27 protein-coding genes and 1 tRNA gene are annotated in these 22836 nt (G+C 42.4%); 27 read left to right on the forward strand and 1 reads right to left on the reverse strand.

The genetic code is table 11. The features are described from left to right. The first annotated feature begins 1 nt into the window (after position 1). From O2Q26_RS10460 to O2Q26_RS10575, 24 genes are all read left to right on the forward strand, one after another. Positions 2-523, forward strand: a complete 522-nt coding sequence (locus O2Q26_RS10460; protein WP_289215856.1) for an acyltransferase — start codon at positions 2-4, stop codon at positions 521-523. Further along, the gene (locus tag O2Q26_RS10465; RefSeq protein ID WP_289215857.1) at positions 523-1068 is read left to right on the forward strand and encodes a glycerol-3-phosphate responsive antiterminator; all 546 of its coding nucleotides are present in this window, start codon (positions 523-525) and stop codon (positions 1066-1068) included. The genes O2Q26_RS10460 and O2Q26_RS10465 overlap by 1 nt, the downstream gene beginning before the upstream one ends. 132 nt (positions 1069-1200) lie before the next feature. Then, positions 1201-2016, forward strand: coding sequence for an MIP/aquaporin family protein (locus O2Q26_RS10470; protein WP_289215858.1), 816 nt, complete (start codon positions 1201-1203; stop codon positions 2014-2016). 12 nt (positions 2017-2028) lie between these two features. Beyond that, positions 2029-3528: a glycerol kinase GlpK gene (glpK, locus tag O2Q26_RS10475; RefSeq protein ID WP_289215859.1), complete on the forward strand. Its 1500-nt coding sequence runs from the start codon at positions 2029-2031 to the stop codon at positions 3526-3528. A gap of 225 nt (positions 3529-3753) precedes the next feature. Continuing rightward, positions 3754-5421, forward strand: coding sequence for a glycerol-3-phosphate dehydrogenase/oxidase (locus O2Q26_RS10480; RefSeq protein ID WP_289215860.1), 1668 nt, complete (start codon positions 3754-3756; stop codon positions 5419-5421). A gap of 420 nt (positions 5422-5841) precedes the next feature. Further along, the gene (locus O2Q26_RS10485) at positions 5842-6663 is read left to right on the forward strand and encodes a hypothetical protein (protein ID WP_289215861.1); all 822 of its coding nucleotides are present in this window, start codon (positions 5842-5844) and stop codon (positions 6661-6663) included. A gap of 121 nt (positions 6664-6784) precedes the next feature. Beyond that, the gene (locus O2Q26_RS10490) at positions 6785-7171 is read left to right on the forward strand and encodes a MerR family transcriptional regulator (RefSeq protein WP_352232238.1); all 387 of its coding nucleotides are present in this window, start codon (positions 6785-6787) and stop codon (positions 7169-7171) included. Positions 7172-7211: 40 nt separating this feature from the next. Continuing rightward, on the forward strand, positions 7212-7385 hold the full coding sequence (locus tag O2Q26_RS10495) for a hypothetical protein (protein ID WP_289215862.1): 174 nt from the start codon (positions 7212-7214) through the stop codon (positions 7383-7385). Next, the gene (locus O2Q26_RS10500) at positions 7360-7545 is read left to right on the forward strand and encodes a hypothetical protein (protein WP_289215863.1); all 186 of its coding nucleotides are present in this window, start codon (positions 7360-7362) and stop codon (positions 7543-7545) included. The genes O2Q26_RS10495 and O2Q26_RS10500 overlap by 26 nt, the downstream gene beginning before the upstream one ends. 181 nt (positions 7546-7726) lie before the next feature. Next, a complete protein-coding gene (locus O2Q26_RS10505; RefSeq protein ID WP_289215864.1) occupies positions 7727-8911 on the forward strand; it encodes an ATP phosphoribosyltransferase regulatory subunit in 1185 nt (394 codons plus the stop codon). Next, on the forward strand, positions 8904-9542 hold the full coding sequence (hisG, locus tag O2Q26_RS10510) for an ATP phosphoribosyltransferase (protein WP_253935362.1): 639 nt from the start codon (positions 8904-8906) through the stop codon (positions 9540-9542). The genes O2Q26_RS10505 and hisG overlap by 8 nt, the downstream gene beginning before the upstream one ends. After that, the gene (gene hisD, locus O2Q26_RS10515) at positions 9539-10813 is read left to right on the forward strand and encodes a histidinol dehydrogenase (protein WP_289215865.1); all 1275 of its coding nucleotides are present in this window, start codon (positions 9539-9541) and stop codon (positions 10811-10813) included. Before hisG ends, hisD begins: the two co-directional genes overlap by 4 nt. Further along, the gene (gene hisB / locus O2Q26_RS10520) at positions 10813-11403 is read left to right on the forward strand and encodes an imidazoleglycerol-phosphate dehydratase HisB (protein ID WP_390216768.1); all 591 of its coding nucleotides are present in this window, start codon (positions 10813-10815) and stop codon (positions 11401-11403) included. Before hisD ends, hisB begins: the two co-directional genes overlap by 1 nt. Next, positions 11404-12033, forward strand: a complete 630-nt coding sequence (gene hisH / locus O2Q26_RS10525; RefSeq protein ID WP_289215867.1) for an imidazole glycerol phosphate synthase subunit HisH — start codon at positions 11404-11406, stop codon at positions 12031-12033. A 12-nt stretch (positions 12034-12045) separates the two neighbouring features. Continuing rightward, positions 12046-12777 (forward strand): 1-(5-phosphoribosyl)-5-[(5-phosphoribosylamino)methylideneamino]imidazole-4-carboxamide isomerase, encoded by a 732-nt coding sequence (gene hisA / locus O2Q26_RS10530; RefSeq protein WP_289215868.1) that lies wholly within the window; start codon positions 12046-12048, stop codon positions 12775-12777. Beyond that, a complete protein-coding gene (gene hisF / locus O2Q26_RS10535) occupies positions 12777-13535 on the forward strand; it encodes an imidazole glycerol phosphate synthase subunit HisF (RefSeq protein ID WP_289215869.1) in 759 nt (252 codons plus the stop codon). Before hisA ends, hisF begins: the two co-directional genes overlap by 1 nt. Beyond that, positions 13532-14155 (forward strand): bifunctional phosphoribosyl-AMP cyclohydrolase/phosphoribosyl-ATP diphosphatase HisIE, encoded by a 624-nt coding sequence (gene hisIE / locus O2Q26_RS10540; protein WP_289215870.1) that lies wholly within the window; start codon positions 13532-13534, stop codon positions 14153-14155. The genes hisF and hisIE overlap by 4 nt, the downstream gene beginning before the upstream one ends. Positions 14156-14252: 97 nt before the next feature. Beyond that, entirely contained in the window at positions 14253-15269 is a 1017-nt protein-coding gene (locus tag O2Q26_RS10545) for a tetratricopeptide repeat protein (RefSeq protein ID WP_289215871.1), read from the forward strand. Between the two features lie 79 nt (positions 15270-15348). Further along, positions 15349-16299 carry a thioredoxin-disulfide reductase gene (gene trxB, locus O2Q26_RS10550; protein WP_289215872.1) on the forward strand — a complete coding sequence of 317 codons (951 nt, stop codon included), beginning with the start codon at positions 15349-15351 and terminating at the stop codon, positions 16297-16299. Positions 16300-16532: 233 nt separating this feature from the next. After that, a complete protein-coding gene (locus tag O2Q26_RS10555; RefSeq protein ID WP_289215873.1) occupies positions 16533-17000 on the forward strand; it encodes an 8-oxo-dGTP diphosphatase in 468 nt (155 codons plus the stop codon). A gap of 18 nt (positions 17001-17018) precedes the next feature. Further along, positions 17019-17903, forward strand: coding sequence for an RNase adapter RapZ (gene rapZ / locus O2Q26_RS10560; protein ID WP_289215874.1), 885 nt, complete (start codon positions 17019-17021; stop codon positions 17901-17903). Positions 17904-17906: 3 nt separating this feature from the next. Beyond that, positions 17907-18860 carry a gluconeogenesis factor YvcK family protein gene (locus tag O2Q26_RS10565; RefSeq protein ID WP_289215875.1) on the forward strand — a complete coding sequence of 318 codons (954 nt, stop codon included), beginning with the start codon at positions 17907-17909 and terminating at the stop codon, positions 18858-18860. A gap of 21 nt (positions 18861-18881) precedes the next feature. Then, a complete protein-coding gene (gene whiA, locus O2Q26_RS10570) occupies positions 18882-19838 on the forward strand; it encodes a DNA-binding protein WhiA (protein ID WP_253935350.1) in 957 nt (318 codons plus the stop codon). Positions 19839-19969: 131 nt separating this feature from the next. Further along, positions 19970-20224 (forward strand): HPr family phosphocarrier protein, encoded by a 255-nt coding sequence (locus tag O2Q26_RS10575; RefSeq protein WP_253935349.1) that lies wholly within the window; start codon positions 19970-19972, stop codon positions 20222-20224. 115 nt (positions 20225-20339) lie between these two features. Here the strand turns inward: O2Q26_RS10575 and clpP are convergent, their stop codons facing one another. Next, the gene (clpP, locus tag O2Q26_RS10580; protein ID WP_253935348.1) at positions 20340-20927 is read right to left on the reverse strand and encodes an ATP-dependent Clp endopeptidase proteolytic subunit ClpP; all 588 of its coding nucleotides are present in this window, start codon (positions 20925-20927) and stop codon (positions 20340-20342) included. 211 nt (positions 20928-21138) lie between these two features. Here clpP and O2Q26_RS10585 point away from each other — a divergent pair. From O2Q26_RS10585 to O2Q26_RS10595, 3 genes are all read left to right on the forward strand, one after another. Beyond that, positions 21139-21214: transfer RNA gene (locus O2Q26_RS10585), tRNA-Arg, on the forward strand. A 208-nt stretch (positions 21215-21422) separates the two neighbouring features. After that, a complete protein-coding gene (locus O2Q26_RS10590) occupies positions 21423-22415 on the forward strand; it encodes a tyrosine-type recombinase/integrase (RefSeq protein ID WP_289215876.1) in 993 nt (330 codons plus the stop codon). 173 nt (positions 22416-22588) lie between these two features. Next, positions 22589-22813, forward strand: coding sequence for a hypothetical protein (locus O2Q26_RS10595; RefSeq protein WP_289215877.1), 225 nt, complete (start codon positions 22589-22591; stop codon positions 22811-22813). The last annotated feature ends 23 nt before the right edge of the window (positions 22814-22836 follow it).

A 22836-nucleotide genomic window follows, 5' to 3' on the forward strand; every position in this document is an offset into this window, starting at 1 on the left:
CATGCGGCGCACGAAACGATATCCTGTTCAAGGAGCCAATTCACTTTGGCATATTTATCAAACGGTTCCTTTCTTAAAAGTGGTCAAGAATTTCATAGTCATTCAAATCGCGAGGTACACTCCATCTTTGAGTTTTAAGAATGGACTGTACCGTCGTTTTTTAAAGATGGAAGTCGGGGAGAAGACTGCTTTTGCCTTGATGGTGATGCCTGACATCATGTTTCCAGAAAGAATTAAAGTGGGACGTAATACGATCATCGGTTATAATACAACGATTTTAGCTCACGAATATTTGATACAGGAGTACCGGCTGGGCGACGTAGAGATCGGAGATGCAGTTATGATCGGAGCAAATACGACTATTCTTCCAGGAATAAAGATCGGGGACGGTGCCATTGTATCTGCGGGTACCGTTGTTCATAAAGATGTCCCGGAAGGAACTTTTGTAGGAGGGAATCCTATGAAACTCATCTACACCAAGGCACAAATGGAAGACCGAAAGAGGAATGAGGTGACTGAATAATGAGCATTCAACAAAAAGTCTTACCAGCTGTAAAAAACATGAAGGATTTTGAGAAGCTTCTTGAAACAACAACAGAATACATTATTATTTTAGAAAGCAGATTAGGGAACCTGCACAAAGTGGTGCGGGCAGCGCAAAAGGCCGGCAAAAAAGTGCTGATCCATGTCGATCTCATTCAGGGCCTGAAGGCTGATGACTATGGTATGGAATTTTTAGGGCGAGTCGTTAAGCCGGACGGTGTGATATCCACGAGATCACATGTCATTCAACAAGCAAAAAAATATAAAATGATTTCTATACAGCGATTATTTTTAATAGACAGTCAAGCAGTAGAACATAACGTTGCCATTATAAAAAAAGTGAAGCCTGATTATGTCGAGGTTTTACCAGGTATCGTTCCGGGAATGATTAAAGAGGTAAAGGATCAGATTGGAGCATCGGTGATTGCCGGGGGATTGATTCGTACGGAAGATGAGGTCAATTCCGCAATCGAGTCAGGTGCTTCGGCAGTATCTACTTCACGGTCAGAGCTTTGGAACTTTTAGCTGAAGGATTATGTACATAGTGAAATCGTGATATAAGCTGGCTGATCCACACAAATATAAGTAGCTATCCGCTATTTCTTATTGTGTGTTTTTTTATTTGAGGGGTTTAACTATTGAAAGGAGTTGTCCTGGATGACAGAGTTCATGGGAGAACTGATCGGGACTATGATCCTCATTATTTTAGGTGGAGGTGTAATAGCCGGAGCCAATTTAAACGCCACGAAAGCAGAAGGGAACTGGGTGCTCATTACAATAGCCTGGGGACTTGGTGTAGCTATGGGGGTATACGCTGTAGGAGATGTTACGGGGGCGCACATTAATCCCGCAGTGACTCTCGGGTTAGCTACTGTCGGAGACTTTGCATGGGCAAAAGTGCCGATGTATATTTTAGCTCAGCTTATCGGTGCGTTTATTGGAGCGGTGATAGTCTTCTTCCATTACCTCCCCCACTGGGCAGGAACGGAAGACGATATGGCAAAGCTTTCTATTTTTGCTACGGATCCAGCGATCGATAGTCCTGTCTCCAACTTGGTAAGTGAAATTATCGGAACATTTGTATTAGTTATGGGAATACTGTTCATAGGTGCAACAGAGTTTACTGATGGACTGAACCCTATCATCGTCGGTCTGCTCATAGTAGCAATCGGTATGTCACTAGGATCGACTACAGGTTATGCAATTAATCCAGCTCGTGATTTAGGGCCGAGAATCGCGCATGCCTTGCTGCCGATTCCAGGAAAAGGCCATTCGAATTGGGGTTATTCCTGGGTGCCTGTATTAGGTCCTGCTATAGGCGGTGTCTATGGAGGGTTGTTTTATCAAGCTATCTTTGAAGCCACTCCTAATATATGGTTTTGGTTGATGTCAGTAGTCTTAGTCCTGATTTTGGGAACATCTTTAAAGGTAGAACTGAAGAAAGCTCAGCAAGGGAAACAACGAACAGCATAGGAGGAATTCAATATGGAAAAATACATCTTATCAATTGACCAAGGTACCACTAGTTCGAGAGCCATTTTATTCGACCATGAAGGAACTATTGTAGAAACAGCGCAAAAAGAATTTGAACAATATTTTCCTAAACCAGGCTGGGTTGAGCATGACGCGAATGAAATATGGACTTCAGTTCTGGGCTGTATAGCTGATGTACTTGTGAGAGCCGATGTGGAAGCAGACCAAATTGAGGGGATCGGCATCACTAACCAGCGTGAAACAACTGTTGTATGGGACCGTCATACTGGAAAGCCGATATATAAAGCTATAGTTTGGCAGTCCCGTCAGACGCAGCCAATCTGCAATGAACTCCGCGAACAAGGACATAATGATACATTCAGAGATAAGACCGGTCTGCTTTTGGACCCTTATTTCTCAGGAACTAAAGTCAAATGGATATTGGATAATGTCGACGGTGCAAGGGAAAAAGCTGAAAAAGGCGACTTGATGTTCGGTACGATCGATTCATGGCTTGTTTACAAACTATCTGGAAAAGAAGCGCACGTGACTGATTATTCCAATGCTTCAAGAACTTTAATGTACAATATTTACGATTTGAAATGGGATGAGGAGCTTCTCGATATTTTAGGAGTGCCGAAATCGATGCTTCCTGAGGTGAAACCTTCTTCAGAAATATACGCCCATACAGTAGACTATCACTTCTTCGGTAGAAAAATTCCGATCGCCGGCATAGCTGGAGATCAGCAAGCCGCTTTATTTGGTCAGGCTTGTTTCGAAAAAGGGATGGCGAAGAATACGTATGGTACCGGCGGATTCCTGCTTATGAATACGGGTGAGGAAGCTGTTCAATCTGAGCATGGACTCCTTACCACTCTTGCATGGGGAGTTGACGGTAAGGTGGAGTATGCCTTAGAAGGAAGTATTTTCGTATCGGGATCAGCTATACAGTGGCTGCGCGATGGATTGAAAATGCTGGAATCCTCTGCTCAAAGCCAGGAAATCGCGAGCGAGGTGGATACGACAGACGGGGTTTATGTCGTACCCGCATTTGTCGGATTAGGTACTCCCTATTGGGATAGTGAAGCACGTGGAGCTGTGTTCGGTTTAACGAGAGGCACGAAGAAGTCGCACTTTGTGCGCGCGACACTAGAATCGCTGGCTTATCAGGCTAAAGATGTGGTCGATGCCATGCATGAAGATTCTGGAATTGACCTGAAAAAACTGCGTGTCGATGGTGGGGCTGTGAAGAATGATTTACTGATGCAATTCCAAAGTGATCTTCTTAACACAACTGTCGAGCGGCCAAAAGTCGATGAAACGACAGCTCTGGGTGCTGCCTATCTTGCAGGTCTTGCTATTGGATTCTGGGAAAACCGAGAAGAAATCGCTAAGCAATGGAAAGTAGGTAAAGAATTCGACCCTGACATGGCAGAAGAAAAGAGCGAAGAATTATATAAAGGGTGGCAGAAAGCTGTAGAAGCTACTAGAGTTTTCAAAACTGAATCTTAAGAGTGGATTTTTTACGCTGCGTTTGATAGGATTAAAGTAAGTTAATAGATTCTGGTCGGAGATTTGGAGAGACCACGACACTTTGTAACAAACGTTGCTAAAGTTGTTCGTGGTCTCTTTTTTTATTTCAATGCTCATTCCTACACATAATCCTGACCCGAATAGGGAATAAAGGTTATCAGACGATCAAAATCAATCCGACTATACAAAAGGAGAGGTATCATCATGAAGAATTTTTCTAATTATCAGCGACAAGAACAATTTAACAAGCTTAATCAAGAAGATTGGGACGTCCTCGTGATTGGCGGTGGAATAACGGGTTCAGGTATAGCTCTTGATGCAGCCAGCCGTGGAATGAAGACAGCAGTAGTGGAGATGCAGGACTACGCGGCCGGAACTTCAAGCCGATCCACTAAGCTTGTTCACGGTGGTTTAAGATATTTAAAACAATTTGAAGTTAAAATGGTAGCTGAAGTAGGGAAAGAACGTGAGATTGTTTATGAGAATGGTCCTCATGTCACTACACCTGAATGGATGATGCTTCCGTTCCACGAAGGCGGAAACTTCGGTCCTTTCAGTACGAGCCTCGGTCTTCGTGTTTATGACTACCTGGCAGGCGTAAAGAAGAGCGAGCGCAGAACGATGTTCGATTCCAAAGAAACGTTAGAACGCGAACCTTTAGTAAGAAAAGAAGGCCTTAAAGGGGCAGGGTTCTATGTAGAATATAAAACGGACGATGCACGTCTGACGCTAGAAGTAATGAAAAAAGCTGTAGAGCATGGAGCCACATCACTTAACTATGCAAAAGTAGTAGATTTTCTCTATAGTGACTCAGGAAAAATTGAGGGAGCAATCGTCGAGGATTCCATTAGCGGAGAAACATATCAAGTTAATGCTAAACGTGTAGTTAATGCGGGTGGACCGTGGGTCGACGAGCTACGTGAAATTGATGGATCCAAAAAAGGTAAAACACTGCAGCTGACTAAAGGTGTCCACCTTGTCTTTGACCAATCCGATTTCCCATTACAGCAAGCGATTTACTTCGATACGCCGGATGGTCGAATGATTTTCGCAATCCCTAGAGACGGAAAAACATATGTCGGAACTACAGATACGCCTTTTGACGAAGAAATCGATCATCCTAAAATGACAAACGTTGACCGTGACTATATTTTGGATGCCATACACATGATGTTCCCGTCTGTGAAAGTTACAGCAGAAGATGTTGAGTCCAGCTGGGCTGGTGTGCGTCCGCTTATTCACGAAGATGGAAAAGATCCTTCTGAAATTTCTCGTAAAGATGAGATATTCGTTTCAGATTCAGGATTGATTTCCATGGCTGGAGGTAAACTGACGGGGTACCGTAAAATGTCTCAAACCGCTGTCGATATAGTCAGAGATCAGCTGGCAGAGGAGTATGGTATTCGTTATTCTGATTCAGAGACGAAGCATATGGCTATTTCAGGGGGAGAAGTCAACGGATCCAAAGGATACAAAACGTTCAGAGAAGAACGAATCAAAATCGGCGAATCCCTTGGGTTAACCCATGAAAAAGCGGCAGAAATGGTGGACTTATATGGAGCAAATGTCGATAAGTTTTATCAACTGTTCCAAGATAAAAAGGCTGAAGCTTCTGCAGCATTGATTGATCGGGTAGTATTTGCCCAGTTAACTATGGCTTTAGAATATGAGGGAGTCTATAAGCCTGTCGACTTTTTTGTAAGAAGAACGGCTGCCCTGTTTTTCAATATCGCTTGGGTGCACGAACACAAGCAGCCAGTGATTGATTATATGGCTCAAGAATTGAAATGGACAGATCAACAGAAGATGGAGTACACGGCTGAACTTGACGAATTGTTAAGAGAAGCTGTGGAGCCTGTGCAAATCAGTTAATAAAGTAAATGGTTCAATCGTGAATTCACTTGAGTAAAGCTCAGAGCTGCTATATGGCTCTGAGCTTTATTTATATACAGGTTTATTAACTAAATATCCCTTATTTTTATGACCAGGCTTTAAGATGTTTTTTGGCGGTTTCAACGACTGAAACGCGAGCCTATTCCTACAACCACCTTCCGCTCATTATGGTGACGGAACAGTGGAAAATCTTGAAGTTGACTATTCAACAATTCTTTCAGTGCACTGACCAATAATTGATAAACGAAACTATTTATATGCTTTCGCTTTTGCAAAAATAAATTCACCTGCTGTTTACTTAGTTTCAATACCTTATCTTAACTACTTGCCCATTGAGCGGATGGAATTTTTTGTGTATACTTTTATTAACTGAATTTTCTAGGAATGGGAATGTAGTCTATGATCAATGCACAGAAGCTAGTCCGCCGCGATGGCGTAAGACAGCTTATTACAGGCGGAATATTAATCGCGATTATGATGTTCTTTTTGATTTCTATATTTTTTACCGGATTCAGCAGTATGCTTATTTCGAGCGTATATAGTATAGCTTTTGGTCTGGCAGGCATAGCCGTATTTAATCGCGGAATAAAGGATTATCGCGATGCATCTCAGTCCAAAGGATTCATTCAAGATCTTTCTACTGATTCCTACCACACCTTACCACAGCGCATGTATATCGGTCATAAAGCTGCAGATGTTTTTCATGCTAGCTTATACGATATGAACGGAGAGGTATACAGCGAAATTAAACCAAAAGAAAAGTACGATATAAAGATTTTCAGACCTTTCATCAGCCTGTTTAATGGAGGAAGTCTTATTCCGGCTACTTATCAAATGTATGATAAGGCTGGAGATCCTTCTTATAAAATCGATAAAAAAGGCGGGTTTACTTGGCGCGGTTACGTACAGTATCCAGATGGCGCCTATGTAGCATATACTTCGCATGAAAAATTAAAAGGGACTGGCAAGAGTGTATTCTGTTATATTGAAGGAGAAAAAACTCAATGGAAGGCAGAAGGAGACAGGGTTATCGGACATTTGGAAGTGAAAGATGAAGAAGGACTTTTATGGGCTGTAATTAAAAGGGATGCTGTTCCTTATGAAGCTGCTGAACAATTTGACCGCATGCCTGGATATTTAGTCGAATGGAAAAAACGTGAAGATATTCCCCACTCCCTGGTAGCTTTTCTGTTCTTAGTTCAAACGAATACAGCTGGATAATTGCGCTGATGCCTGGCATCAGCGTTTTTTAGCGTGAAGTGAAACGTGTTGACCTTTACGTCAACGTAAATGCTATGATTTATGTGCGGAGAAGGAGGATTTTCCTATCGAAAATAAAACTATTTCAGAAGTAGCGTATCATTATGACGTCACTGCAAGAACGATTCGGTATTATGAAGAGCTTGGTCTAATTTCACCGATGAGGAAGAATGGACAGCGTGTGTTCACTCAAAAGGAAATGACTAGACTGCGTCTAATTTCTCGTGGTAAAAAATATGGATTTCAACTTGATGAAATTAAAGAAATGATACAGCTTTTTGATCAGGATCCTTCGGGTATCAAACAGCTTGAATCCGTCATTCAGCGAGCTCAGAGGAAAATGGATGAGGTGGAAGCACGAATTGAGGAATTACAATTGCTGAAGACAGAGATGAAAAGCTGGATTTTCAACTTTAATGAAGAATCGGAAAAACGGAAAAAAGGAAGGCTGATGCCTTTTATCGACTAGTAAACTCTGTAAAATAGTAGAAACTCTTGGAGGTCTGTCTATGAATTTTTACAAAGAAGACGATGACTTGAGAAAAATTCTGAAAAAACAGCTGGAACCCTCATTTTTTGTTTGGGCTGATCGCAAGGGGCAGCCTAAATTAATCAAGTTTAATACAAAAGGAGAAGATATTTCAGAAGTTTGGGTTAATGAAGGCTGCCGTAATACAATATGAGATAGCTTCTGAAAATGAACGAAAGTTAAACGTTGCGAAGGTGTTTATACACCAAATCTCTAATCATGCAACCAAAAAAGTGAGCCCGTTTACATTGAAATTTGCAGAAGATATATTGGAGCTTTCTGAAGAAACTGCAGCAAAAACTGATGAGAATTAAGCTCATCATTTTTTTTTGGAAACTTTGTTAAATCTCAGTACTATTAAGAAAGTAAGTTTGCTCTATGCTGGTTTTGGTATGATAATAGAGGGAATGTATTATAGGTCTAAGTATTGACGGTGTAACTTCATCATGTTAGCATATTAGCATACTAAAGGATTTAGGAAGGACGGAACTCTAAATGGCGAAGCGTCTTATGTTTGAAAAACCATTAGGAATGCGAGACACGCTTCCTTTTTTTTATAATCAAAAATCAAAAGCAAGAGAACAATTGAAGTCATCTATTCTTTCTTATGGGTTTTCTTTTATGGATACCCCCTTTCTCGAATATCACGAAACGGTAGGCAAGGTCAGTGCCACCAAAGAGCAGCGCTTATTCAAGCTGCTTGATCAGCAAGGACATACTCTCGTGCTGCGTCCAGATATGACAGCACCTATTGCTCGTGTGGCCGCCTCTCAGCTTAAAGATGCAGAATATCCTTTGCGTTTAGCTTATGACGGTCCAGTATTCAGAGCACAACAGGCGGAAGGCGGAAAGCCTGCCCAATTTGAACAGGTTGGGACTGAGCTCATTGGAGATCATTCATCTCACGGTGATGCGGAAGTCATTGCCTTATTAGTTGAATCATTAAAACGGTCAGGTTTGACCGACTTTGTGATTACGATAGGACACATTGGTTATGTAAAAGCGTTCTTTAAAGATTTACTAGGAAATGACGAATCGACTAAAGAGTTGCTGCTGGAGCATCTCTATCGTAAAAATTATGTCGGTTACCGCGAAGAAGTGAAGGCACAAACCCTTACGGATGATAAAAAGAATGCTTTGCTAGCTTTGTTGGACCTGCGCGGTGGAGAAGAAGTATTCGCGAAAAGTAAATCTCTGGCCAGAAATCAAGTGTGCATGCAGGCGGTAAATGAATTGAAGCAGCTCTATAAGTTATTGAGTAATTATGGCGTTGAAAGCCATGTGAAATTTGACTTCAACCTGATCAGCCATATGAATTACTACACGGGGATTTTATTTGAAGGATACGCTCCGAACCTTGGCGCTTTATTATGTAATGGAGGAAGGTATGATACATTGCTTCCTTCTTTTAAGCTGAACGCGTCGGCTACTGGGTTCGCCATTCATCTGGAACGACTTGTAGAAGCGATCAATGATGAAGAAAATGGAGAGACCAGGCTTGGGGTCATCGTCGATGATGATACTCACATCAAAGGTGTGCAGAAAGCGAAGGAACTGCGTCAACAAGGATACCCTGTACTTTTACAGCACGTTGACCAGATCCCGGACATTCAAGAATTTAAAAATCAACTGAAGGAGCATATCGATTTTACTGCGAAAGGAGGACTAAATGATGAGTAAGCCACTAGTAATCGCGATGCCTAAAGGCCGGATTTATGAAGAGGCAGCCGGTTTAATGAAGCAGGCTGGTTACCATTTATCAGCCGATGCAGAAGAATCACGGAAGTTGATATTGGACTTTCCAGAACAGAATATCCAGGTGATGATGGCTAAACCTATGGACGTTGTGACGTACGTTGAATATGGTGCGGCAGATATAGGAATTGCGGGTAAGGATGTTCTTCTAGAACAAGATCGTGATGTATATGAAGTATTGGATTTGAAAATCAGTCCTTGCTACGTAGCTGTTGCAGGGCTGCCCAATCAGCCGCTCAGCCGTATCGCTCCGAAGATCGCAACTAAATATCCTAAAATCGCGTCAGACTATTTCAGACAACAGGGAGAACAAATAGAAATCATCCCGTTGAATGGTTCGATTGAACTGGCTCCCATCATTGGCCTCACTGACCGCATAGTAGATATAGTGTCTACGGGACGCACATTGAAAGAAAACGGTCTTGTTGAATATGAGAAAATTACGGATATCACGTCTCGTTTAATCGTCAACCCTGTCAGTTATCGTCTGAAGGGTGAGGAGATTGATGAGATGGTGAACGGACTGAGCAAAGCAGTGGAGGTGGAACAAGCTTGAAAATCATCCAAAAACACGAACTGAACTCTTTAAAAAGAAGTGTGGATCAAGGGACTGAAGAGCAAAGAGAAGCTGTGAAAAAAATCATTCATGATGTAAAACAGCGCGGAGATGCAGCTGTCCAATCTTACACGAAGCAGTTCGATCGAGTTGACCTTGAGGAGTTGCGGGTATCGGAAGATGAGATGGATGCGGCTTATGAATCGATTGATGGTGAATTCATTGAAATTCTCCAGGAAGCTGAGCAGAACATCCGTCGTTTCCATGAGCGCCAACGTACAAATTCCTGGTTTGAACCTGCAGCGGATGGTTCAATTCTTGGCCAAAAAATCACTGCCATCGATGCTGCGGGGATTTATGTGCCAGGCGGGACAGCGGCCTATCCCTCTTCTGTTTTTATGAACGTTATTCCTGCCCAAGTAGCCGGAGTAGAACGTATCGTTATGACGACGCCACCAGGAAAAGATGGGAACGTCCCTGAGGGCGTCCTTGTAGCTGCTAAGCTCTTAGGTGTTCATGAGGTCTATAAAGTGGGGGGAGCTCAAGCTATTGCAGCATTAGCTTATGGAACAGAAAGCCTTCAACCTGTCGATAAAATCACCGGCCCGGGAAATGTATTTGTCGCTCTTGCCAAGCGTGAAGTTTTTGGGGATGTAGATATTGATATGATTGCCGGCCCAAGCGAAATCGCGGTGTTAGCTGATGATTCTGCTAAAGCTAACGAGGTGGCGGCTGATTTATTATCACAGGCAGAGCATGATGCCCGTTCCTCCAGTGTGCTCGTTACGACGAGCAGAGAACTGGCTGAAAAAGTGGAAGAGCAAATTGAAACCCAGCTTAAAGACCTCCCGCGTTATGAGATTGCACGTGCAAGTATTGACGATTATGGAGCGATTATTATCTGTGAGGAGATGGATGAAGCAATCGCAGTCATCAATGAAATCGCAGCAGAACACTTGGAAATTATGACAAAGGATCCATTTGGCGATATGGCAAAAGTGAAACACGCAGGGGCGATTTTTTTAGGTCCATATAGCAGTGAGCCTGTTGGTGATTACTTTGCGGGGCCGAATCACGTATTGCCAACCAGCGGCACAGCGAGATTTTCCAGTCCGTTATCCGTTGATGACTTTACTAAAAAATCCAGTATCATCTCATACAGTGAGCAAGCATTAAAAAGCAATGGCGGGAAAATTTCTCAATTCGCACGTTTAGAAGGACTCGAGGCCCATGCCAGGGCTATAGAAACCCGGAAGGAGCGCTGGAAATGATGGCAGAGCGTAAATCTGTGATAGCTAGAAAAACTAGAGAGACGGATATTGAACTTGAATTCGCGATTGATGGAACAGGAACATCAGATCTTAATGTCCAAGTTCCTTTCATGTCCCATATGCTGGAATTGTTCACAAAACACGGGCAGTTTGATTTGAAGGTAGCGGGGAAGGGTGATGTTGAAGTTGATGACCATCATCTGACAGAAGATATCGGCATCGTACTTGGACAAGCTTTAAAGGAAGCATTGGGAGATAAATATGGAATCAAACGGTATGGATCTATGACTCTTCCAATGGATGAAACACTGGTCACTGTGGCCGTGGACTTGAGCGACCGTCCTCACCTTGAATGGCGGGCTGACCTTCCTAAGGATCGAGTTGGAACATTTGATACGGAAAATGTTCACGAATTTTTCTGGAAGCTGGCTGTAGAAGCTCGTATGAATCTTCATATTGTGGTTCATCACGGTCATAACACTCATCACATTATAGAAGCGATGTTTAAAGCATTGGCTAGAGCACTTGATGAGGCTACGACGGTCGATCCTAGAATCCAAGGTGTGCCAAGTACGAAAGGAAGTTTATAAATGATAGGAATCATTGATTATGGAATGGGTAATTTATTCAGCGTTTCGAAGGCGCTGGAACGAATGGACATTCCTTACAAGATAGGGGATCGCCCTGATAAGATCGATAACTGCACAGGATATATTTTACCTGGTGTTGGCGCGTTCCCGGATGCGATGAAAGCTCTTGAAGAACATGGTTTTATTGATTTTATAAAACAAAAGGTGAGTGAAGGTGTACCTATGTATGGTATTTGTTTAGGTATGCAGCTGCTGTTTGAAGAAAGCGAAGAAGGCGGTTTGACTAAAGGTCTCGGATTATTTCCCGGGAAAATCGAAAGGTTTCCGGGTATCAGTCCAGGCGGTCAAACGTATAAAGTGCCTCATATGGGCTGGAATCAGTTGAAGCTGCATCAATCTGACCATCTACTAATGGAAAATGTAGGGGAAGAATACGTCTACTTTGTGCACTCCTACGTCGTGGAAACTGACGAAAATGCCATACTATATGCCACAGCTGATTATCATCAGCAGGTGCCGGCTATAGTAGGGAAAGGAAACCTCGTAGCAAGCCAGTTTCACCCTGAAAAAAGTGGGCGTGCCGGTGTACAGCTTTTAGAAAATTTTTGTAAGCGAATCGTTAAACAGTGAGGAGCATTTAGTATGAGCTTTACGATTTTTCCAGCTATTGATATGCGAAATGGTCAATGTGTCCGCCTTGAACAAGGCGATTTTAATAAACAGACAGTCTACGGAGATAATCCGTTTGAAGTAGCAAAAGGGTTCGCTGAAGCAGGTGCCACGTGGATCCACATGGTAGACTTGGACGGTGCAAAAGAGGGATCCAAGCAAAATGCAGAGCATGTCGTAAAAGTAGCTCAACAGCTTGACGTGAAAGTCCAGATTGGCGGAGGTATTCGTTCGGAAGAAGATATTGAATATTACTTAAGCCGCGGTGTTGACAGGGTAATTATAGGTTCTTTAGCTGTTCGAGACCTTGCGCTGACGAAGCAGCTTCTCGGTAAATACGGAAAGCGCATCGTCATTGGTCTGGATGCAAGAGACGGGTATGTCGCAACAGAAGGATGGCTTGAAAAGTCAGAAGTCCAGGCTGTTGATCTCGGGAAGGAGCTGGCGAGTGCCGGAGCAAGGACATTCGTTTACACTGATATCGCCAAAGATGGCATGCTTCAAGGTCCAAACACTTCTGAAATTGTGCGTTTAGCTGACCAGACAGGAGTGGATGTGATCGCTTCAGGAGGAATTAAAGGCATAGAGGACCTTCAGGAGCTGAAAAAATATCAGCAGCAAAATATCATCGGTTCTATCGTGGGGAAAGCACTATATACCGACCGTATCCAATTATCCGACGCATTGAATGAGGAGGTACGCTAATGTTATCAAAACGGATCATACCTTGTTTAGATGTGAAAGAAGGTCGAGTAGTCAAAGGCATACAGTTCGTAGATATCCGCGATGCCGGTGATCCGGTTGAACTGGCTAAAGTTTACGATGAACAAGGCGCAGATGAACTTGTTTTCTTAGACATATCCGCCACTCATGAAGGTAAAAAAACGATGATTGATGTGGTTCGTTCGGTCGCTTCTCAGCTAGCGATTCCATTTACTGTCGGCGGAGGCATCCGTACACTTGAAGACATGAAGGAAACATTGCGAAACGGAGCTGATAAAGTTTCACTAAACTCAGCTGCTGTTAAGCGGCCAGAGCTGATCAGTGAAGGTGCTGATTATTTCGGAGCTCAATGCATCGTTGTCGCTATTGATGCTCGTTACGACGAAGAAGCTGGAACATGGCGCGTCTATACGCATGGAGGACGCACGCCTACGGAATGGCTCGTGACCGATTGGGCAAAGAAAGCTGTTAAGCTGGGAGCCGGGGAAATTTTACTTACCTCAATGAACCAGGACGGAGAGAAGACAGGGTTTGATCTGCCGCTTCTTAAAGCTGTACAAGATGTAGTGACTGTCCCGGTTATTGCTTCAGGCGGCGCAGGTTCGGCTGATCATTTTTATGAAGTTTTCAACGAAGTGGATGCAGATGCGGCTTTAGCGGCTTCTATTTTTCACTATAAAGAAACGTCAGTAGAAAGCGTAAAAGACTATTTACGTTCGAAAGGGGTCGTCATACGATGAATATAGATGATGTTGTTTTTGATGAAAAAGGGTTAGTGCCTGCTATCGTTCAGGATGCTCGATCAAAATCTGTATTAACGCTGGCCTATATGAATAAAGAATCACTTCAAATGACTATCGACCAAAAGGAAACGGTTTTTTACAGCCGTTCTCGACAGGAATTATGGCATAAAGGCGCCACTTCAGGAAACACCCAGGCAGTTGAAAGTTTACATTATGATTGTGATCAAGACGCGATTTTAGTTCAGGTGATCCCATCAGGGCCAGCTTGTCATAAAGGGGATTATAGCTGTTTCAGTGATTCATTAATCGACTCTGGGATTTCTCCAAAACAAGAACGCTATGCTATTCTCGATCAATTAACTCAAGTATTAGCAGAGAGGAAAACGACATTACCAGAAGGCTCATATACTTCTCAACTTTTCCAAGAGGGCGTAGACCGGATCGCTAAGAAAATCGGTGAAGAAGCAGGAGAGGTTATCATTGCTGCAAAAAACGATGATAAAGAAGAGTTGTCGATGGAGTCTGCGGATTTGTTGTTCCACTTACTATTGTTATTGACCGATCGCGGAGTCAGTTTAGATCAAGTGCTCTCCGTATTGGAATCCCGTCATCAGTAAGTCAGTAGACAAATTCCGTCAATCTCCTATTTCAACTCTACTATCTATGTTATACTGCATAATTAGTGAGAACGGATATGGAAGTAGGAGGACAGTCATGACGAGATCACCGAATCCGACCATTACAGATAAACAGTCTAATGTCATCCCGTTTTTGCCGACAGGAAGCTTTTATTTCACTTACGGGATCCAAGCTTTTAAGAAGCGGCGGTTTGATACGGCTGTGAAATGGTTGAAAAAAGCAATTGAATTATCGCCAGATGAACCTCTTTACCCTTGCCAGCTCTCTGTAGTATATACGGAAGTTGGCTCTTATCATGCAGCAAATCAGCTGCTGAGTGAAGTGGTCATCACTTATGGCGAAGAATATGTAGACTGTTACTACTTAATGGCGAATAATTATGCCCATTTAGGGCTGCTGAATGACGCTAAAAAGTATGCCGAGAAATATATGGACCAAGCGAAAGACGGAGACTTTGAAGAAGCTGCTTCCCAGCTGCTGCAAATGCTGGATTCTCTTGAAGAAGAAGAGGCGGACGAAGATTATGCCTTTGAAGATGAAGACGAATTATTGATTTACCAAGAGACGGCTTTTTATCATTTAGAGAATGAGGAGTGGGAAGAAGCGATCCCTGTTCTTCATGAAATGATGAAGTTATTTCCCGAATTCACTCTTGCTAAACATCAGTACGCCTATGCTTTATTCCAAAGTGGCAGCGAGGAAGAAGCGATTGAGCTTGAAAATCAGTGGATCACTGCGGATACTAAAGATATTCATAGTCATGTGAATCTTGCTGCTTTCTATTTACTAAGTAAACAAGAGGAAAAGGCCTTTGCTCATATTGAACCACTGCGTAATGTATTTCCTCTTCATGAGCAGCAGAAGCTGGCCATTGCTGAGGTGCTGACCCGAGCTGGTTACTATCAAGAAGCCGTCGAACGTTTTAGCGGGTTAAAAAATAAATTAGTAATAGGGCGTAGAGGATACTATAAGTGGTTCAGTATCGCTTCATACCAAACAGGTAAGCCGTCTCAGGCGCTTCAGCTTTGGGAAAAAGGTTGTAAACAATTCCCTCACCTCAGTGAGGAAGGCGGGCCTTGGAATCACCAATAAGCACATTAATGGACGGTTTTTCGACAATTTATTATGATATAGACAGTAAAAGTTTGAGTGAAGCGAGGAGTTGATTTACATGACTGAAGATCGTATTTATGATGTCATCATTGCTGGCGCAGGGCCGGCAGGTATGACTGCAGCAGTTTATACGTCACGCGCTAATCTGGATACGTTGATGATTGAACGAGGTATTCCAGGCGGACAAATGGCTAATACAGAAGATGTGGAAAACTATCCAGGGTTCGAGAGCATTTTAGGCCCCGATTTATCCAATAAAATGTTTGAGCATGCTAAAAAATTTGGTGCTGAATATGCATATGGGGATATTAAAGAAGTCATCGACGGAAAAGAGTATAAAACCGTTGTCGCAGGGAAAAAAGAATATAAAGCGCGCAGCGTAATTATTACTACAGGTGCCCAGTATAAAGAACTTGGAGTACCCGGAGAGAAAGAACTAGGTGGACGCGGCGTATCTTACTGTGCTGTTTGTGACGGAGCGTTCTTCCGTGATAAAGAATTAGTGGTTGTAGGCGGTGGTGACTCCGCTGTCGAAGAAGGTGTTTACCTCACACGCTTTGCTAGTAAGGTTACGATTGTGCACCGTCGTGATGAACTTCGCGCTCAAAAGATTCTTCAGGACAGAGCATTCGATAATGAAAAGATCGATTTCATTTGGAATACTGAAGTTAAAACAATCAATGAAAAAGAGGGCAAAGTAGGAAGTGTCACTCTTCATAACAATAAAACGAATGAAGAATATGAATTTGATACAGATGGATCTTTCATATACATTGGAATGAATCCTCTAAGCGTTCCGTTTGAAAGCTTAGGAGTAACCAATGAGCAAGGGTATATCGAAACAGATGAACGCATGGAAACAAAAGTACCAGGTGTGTTTGCAGCGGGAGATATCCGAGAAAAAGAACTGCGTCAAATAGTTACAGCTACAGGAGATGGAAGCATTGCAGCTCAATCAGCTCAGCATTATATTGAAAACCTGTTAGAAGAGCTGAAAGTTGTCAACTAAAAAAGTAACGGTTTTTTAACTATCCTGTAACACTTACGAAACATTTGTGGGGTACAATTATAATGATTAATTGACCCCCTTTTAATAGATAGATCTCTATTATGCACAGGTGTTTATGACCTGTGCACTTTTTTTGTGCATGAATATAGTGGGGACATAACATTGTGACGGATTGCGTATTCATTGTATAATGGTAAAAGATGTCCTCGAGATAGAAAAATGAGGTGAAAGTCATGCAGCGGGTAGCAAACTGTATTCTAAGAGTAGATAATAAAATTTTAATGTTAAAAAAACCGAGAAGAGGATGGTATGTTGTTCCTGGCGGAAAAATGGAAGCCGGGGAGAATATTAAAGACTCGGTGATACGGGAATTCAAAGAAGAAACAGGGTTGGATATACAAAGTCCAGAACTTATGGGTTCTTTTACATTCATAATGAAAGAGGACCATCAGACTGTTCAAGAGTGGATGATGTTTACGTTCCAATCCTCCACCTATAAGGGGGAGCTTCTCGAAACTAGTGAAGAAGGCGAGCTGGAATGGGTGCAGGTCGAAGATGTTCTTAATAAACCGATGGCTGAAGGCGACCGACATATTTTTAAACATATATTAAACAGTGAAGACCAAATTTATGGCACTTTCGTGTACACAACCGATTTCAAATTGATTGACCAGGATATGGATCCATCTCGACCTAAGTAAACGAGGGGGCGGTTTTAAATGACGGAGAAAGATCAAAGCACACAATTAGTGATAATTACAGGTATGTCAGGTGCAGGTAAAACAGTAGCTATTCAAAGTTTTGAGGATTTGGGGTATTTTTGTGTAGATAACCTTCCACCGGCACTGCTTCCTAAATTCTTAGAGTTGATGAAGGATTCAACAAATGATATCCGTAATGTAGCGTTGGTGATGGACTTGCGGGGAAGAGAATTTTTTGACGCCCTGTTCGATGCTCTGGACCAAGTAAGCGAAGTGGATTGGCTTGATGCTCACATCTTGTTTTTAGATGCTGATGACCAGGCTTTAGTTGCTCGCTATAAAGAAACAAGAAGATCTCATCCGCTCGCACAGGATGGCCTTCCACTTGAAGGGATTCAGCAGGAGCGAACGCTGTTGGATGAATTAAGGGGACGTGCACAAACCATTATTCATACTACAAGTTTAAAGCCCAGAGAGTTGCGCGATCGCATTCTCGATCAGTATAAAGCCAGAGAGCAGCACGTGTTCTCAGTTCAGATGGTTTCATTCGGTTTTAAATATGGGGTTCCAATTGACGCGGATTTAGTATTTGATGTGCGCTTTTTACCTAATCCACATTATGTTGAACAAATGCGCCCATTAACCGGACTTAACGCTGAAGTGTCTTCTTATGTGTTCAAATGGTCGGATACTCAGAAGTTCTTGGAAAAGCTCAAAGACTTATTACAATTCATGCTTCCTCAATATAGACGCGAAGGTAAAAGTCAGCTTGTCATCGCCATCGGCTGTACCGGAGGCCAGCATCGATCAGTCGCTTTAGCTGAACACCTTGCGAATTATTTCTCAACGGACTATACTTCGCACGTTACTCATCGAGATATTGAAAAAAGAAAGGGACTGTAATCGATGAACCCTTCGACGAAGCCTCGCGTAGTCGTTATAGGGGGAGGAACGGGAATGCCGGTATTGTTAAGAGGCCTCAAGTATTTCCCTATCGACCTTTCTGCTATCGTAACTGTAGCTGATGACGGAGGAAGTTCTGGCAGACTTCGAAATGAATTGGCCATACCAGCTCCTGGGGATATCCGTAATGTACTGGCAGCCTTGTCGGATGCAGAACCGATGCTGCTTGATTTGTTTCAACATCGTTTTTCAAATGGGAATGGTCTTTCCGGTCATTCGATGGGGAATTTATTGTTGGCAGCTATGACCTCGATGACGGGTGATTTTTATAATGGAATCAAAGAAATTTCCAGAGTTCTCAATGTCCGAGGGAAAATCTACCCTACGGCCAACCATTCCATGAACCTTCATGCGGAAATGGATGATGGCACGATCGTTACTGGCGAATCGAATATTCCGAAACAAAATAAAAAGATTAAGCGTGTTTTTGTCAGCCCACTCCCTATCCAGCCTCTCCCTGAGGCTATGAGTGCAATTATGGAAGCGGATCTTGTCGTCATAGCTCCTGGAAGTTTATACACAAGCATTATGCCGAACATAATAGTTCCGGAAATACGGGAAGCTATGCAAAAAACAAAGGCTAAAGTTACGTATGTATGTAACGTTATGACCCAAAACGGTGAGACATCGGGTTACTCAGCAGGAGATCACGTGCAGGCGCTGCATGATCATGTAGGGAGAGGGACAATTCAATCGATAATCGTTCATAATCGGCCGATCGCTCCAAAAGTAAAAAGGATTTATGCTGAGGAGAATGCTGAGCCTGTCGTTTATGATATAGATCGAATAAGGTCTATGGGGCTGGAAGTTATAGAAGAAGATATTCTAGATCGTAACAAGTCAACGATTCGACATGACACGAATAAGTTGGCTCATTTGTTATATTCCATGATTTAAAAAGTGTTAGGGGGTGTACTCATGTCTTTTGCTTCAGAGATAAAAAAAGAATTAACTAATGTAGAAGCGGATGAATGCTGTAATGAATCTGAATTAGCAGCACTCGTTCGAATGAATGGGACGTTTTCACTCTCCAATCAAAAGTATTTGCTGGATGTACAAACAGAGAACGCAGCGATAGCGAGGCGTATATATACTCTTATGAAAAAGTTGTATCCCTACCCGGTAGAACTACTCGTTCGTAAAAAAATGCGCTTGAAGAAAAACAACGTATATATTGTCAGGATGAAAGAAAATGCGGAAAAAGTGCTGGAAGATTTAGAAATTTTAAAAGGACCCTTAAGTATCAACCCTAATATCCCCGATAAATACTTACAGACTACGTGCTGTAAACGTGCTTATTTAAGAGGTGCGTTCCTTGCGGGAGGTTCTGTTAATAATCCAGAGACTTCTTCTTACCATTTGGAAATCTATTCTTCTGATCAGAATCACAATGAATCACTATGTGAGCTTATGAACAGTTTCGGACTTCACGCTCGAACGCTTGAACGGAAAAAAGGGTATATTACTTACTTGAAAGAGGCTGAAAAAATCACCGAACTCATAAGTAATATAGGAGCCCACCAAGCATTGTTTAAATTCGAGGATGTCCGGATAGTTAGAGATATGAGGAATTCAGTGAACCGGTTAGTGAATTGTGAAACAGCTAATCTGAACAAGACCATCGGAGCGGCATTCAGACAAGTGGAAAATATAAAGTTCATTAAAAGAACAGTAGGTCTTGAGGCGTTACCAGAGAAACTGCACGAAATTGCCAGGCTGCGCTATGAAAATCAGGAAGTTTCTTTGAAAGAATTAGGAGAACTAGTCTCAGGTGCACCGATCAGTAAATCAGGAATTAATCATAGATTAAGGAAAATAGATGAATTTGCTGATAAAGTGAGGCGCGGTGAGATTCAAGAAAACAGTCAAAAATAATGTCATGCTGCGTGATTCGTGGTATAATTGTTTAAATAAGAACGCACTCGAAATAAAGAGGCGTTCTTTATTTTAAAAGATTGAATGCGCTTTCTAAGTTTTAATGTAATTGTTAGGAAGGAGAATGATAGATGAAAGAACAAACCATCACGATTGATTTAGACACAGGGCTTCAAGCCAGACCGGCTGCTCAGTTCGTCCAGCTTGCTAACCGTTTTTCTTCAGATGTTTTTATAGAAAAGGGTAGTAAGAGAATCAATGCAAAAAGTATCATGGGATTAATGAGTCTTGCAGTAGGACAAGGAGAAGAAATTAAGCTGATTGCAGATGGATCTGATGAAGATAAAGTCATTAATGAGCTTAGTGATTTTGTTAAGCAGCCTTAAACCTTTTCATGTGAAGGTATGAGCAGAAGGGATTAAATGGAGAATGTTTAATCCTACATATCTGAATTTAACATGAAAAAACCCGCTGCCAATGGCAAGCGGGTTTCAAAATGTTTTAATTAGGTTTTTTTTCCATAACTTTATCAATCAGCCCATATTCAACGGCTTCTTCAGCAGACATGAAATTATCACGGTCTGTGTCACGTTCGATCACTTCGATCGGCTGACCTGTTCTCTCAGCAAGGATTTGGTTCAATTTCTCACGCATTTTGATGATGCGTTTAGCGTGAATTTCAATGTCAGTAGCTTGTCCCTGTGTACCGCCTAAAGGCTGGTGAATCATCACTTCACTGTTAGGTAATGCGAATCGTTTACCTTTAGTACCTGCGTTTAATAGAAATGCTCCCATTGATGCAGCCATACCCGTACAAATGGTTTGAACGTCAGGCTTAATGAATTGAATCGTATCGTAAATAGCCATTCCAGCGGTAATGGAACCACCTGGTGAGTTGATATAGATTGAAATATCTTTGTCGGGGTCATCTGCCGCTAAGAACAGCAGCTGAGCGACAACTGAGTTAGAAATATTATCGTCAATCGGGCTTCCTAACATAATGATGCGGTCTTTGAGCAGGCGTGAATAAATATCGTAAGCACGCTCTCCCCTGTTCGTTTGTTCAATTACTGTTGGGATTAAATTCATTGTTATTCCTCCTTATTATCATACCTATATGATGGAATGTATTTTTATCATACCTTTATGGTCAGAAAAGGTCAAACGAAAACATTCGACTAGTTTCTTATACCATCTTTCCCTAAAAAAAGTTGTATAAACGTGGGCTCAGCCTTATTTTATAAAAGTTGCCTTGCTTTTATACAATTTAAAAAGTATAATAGATTTTGCGTTTTCATATGCGCCCGTAGCTCAGTTGGATAGAGCGGTAGATTCCGGTTCTACGTCAGTCGGAGGTTCGAATCCTCTCGGGCGCGCTAATTTAACAAAACCACCGGTATTACGGTAATCTAATCCGAAAATTTAAGCGTAATCGTCTTCGAGGAGATGACGGAGGGACCTAAACCCCGGGAAAACGGAAAGCGTTGTTTCCGTTGGGTTACCGTCACCTACCTACTTCGAATATACGCCATTCCGAGGCCTCTCGCCCAACCAAACGGTTGTGGTCGGGAGGCCTCTTTTTGTATGCCGAAAATGAATCGTAGAAACTCACGGAAGTCAGGCGTGATGAAACGGTGGGAGCCGACAACTTATGCAAGGTCCACGCAATTCATTTCCGCCGAGGATGCTATCGAAAAGGTAATGCTCGTCTATGAGACGGAGGGTTACCGCGAGAAAACTTTGAAAGGTTATCGAGCTTATTACGATGAATTTATTAGGATCATCGGAGTCAATGAAGTTGAACGCATCCGCAAAGACGATATAAGGGGTTATATAAAGCATTCGTTGGATGTGAGGAACCTTTCCCCTGTTACCGTCAATATACGTCTTGCGAGCCTTCGCAGCGTCTTTAATCGAATGGTTGCCGAAAACATTATCGAAGAGTCGCCATTTAAAGAAATTCGAAAATTACGTACGGATGAAGGGCAAATTTTTTCCTTGACCGATCATCAAGTGAAGCGTCTATTTTCAGTAATCGACTTAGATACTTACGCTGGTTACCGAGACTATGTAGCGATGCTAACGATGTTGAAAAGTGGGCTTCGCTCGAATGAAATTAATTCGTTGGAGATATCCGACTTGGATTTAGATAACCGTGTGATGTTGTTACCTGGCGCTAAGAACAAGAATCGGAAGACGCGAAGCATTCCTATGACCTTACAGTTAGCTGAGGAAATTCGGGGATTGATCGCAGAACAACGAGAGTATTTCGGGCCTGATCTATCTTTTGTGTTCGTTAATCAATTCGGTCAGCAGTTAAGAAACGATCACTTACGTAAGAGAGTAGATAAATACGCCCGTGAAGCAGGACTAAAAGGTGAATGTAGAGCTTCTCCGCATTCTCTTAGACACACGTTTGCTGTTCGTTTCCTAAGTTCAGGGGGCGACATTAAGACCTTACAATCGATTCTCGGACATTCCGATTTAGCTTCAACAGAAGTGTACATCAAATACACAGACGAAAGGGTGAAGCAGAACTTCGATAAAGTATTTAGTGCAGACGATAAGCGTTTGTAGACAAAAAAAAGGCACAATCGCCGAACAAATGGACTTGCCATCTGCCAACGATATGCACCTACGCCTATAGAGAGCATAACGAAAAACGAGCGGTTAGTCAAATTGGATACGTCTGTGATTTTTTAGAACGTATGTTCGGTTATTGTGCCTTCTATTCAAGGAGGCTAAACGGAATGAATTACGTTACGACCGATTTAAAAGAGCTAGCAGCATACGCAACGTTTGAAAAACAAACGGAAATGGACGAGCAGATTTACGAGTACATCGACACCCTACGGCACTACGAAGTGCCCGAGTCAACTATCGAGGTACTACGTTTCTTCGGACGGTCCAGCCTTCGAGTTCTGGGAGTTTCCTTTGCGAAGTACCAAACGATAGGGGAAGCGTTGCACCTGTAGAAAAGCACGGTTATAAGAGCGAT

The sequence above is a fragment of the Halobacillus campisalis genome (assembly GCF_030345335.1).
GTDB lineage: Bacteria > Bacillota > Bacilli > Bacillales > Halobacillaceae > Halobacillus_A > Halobacillus_A campisalis.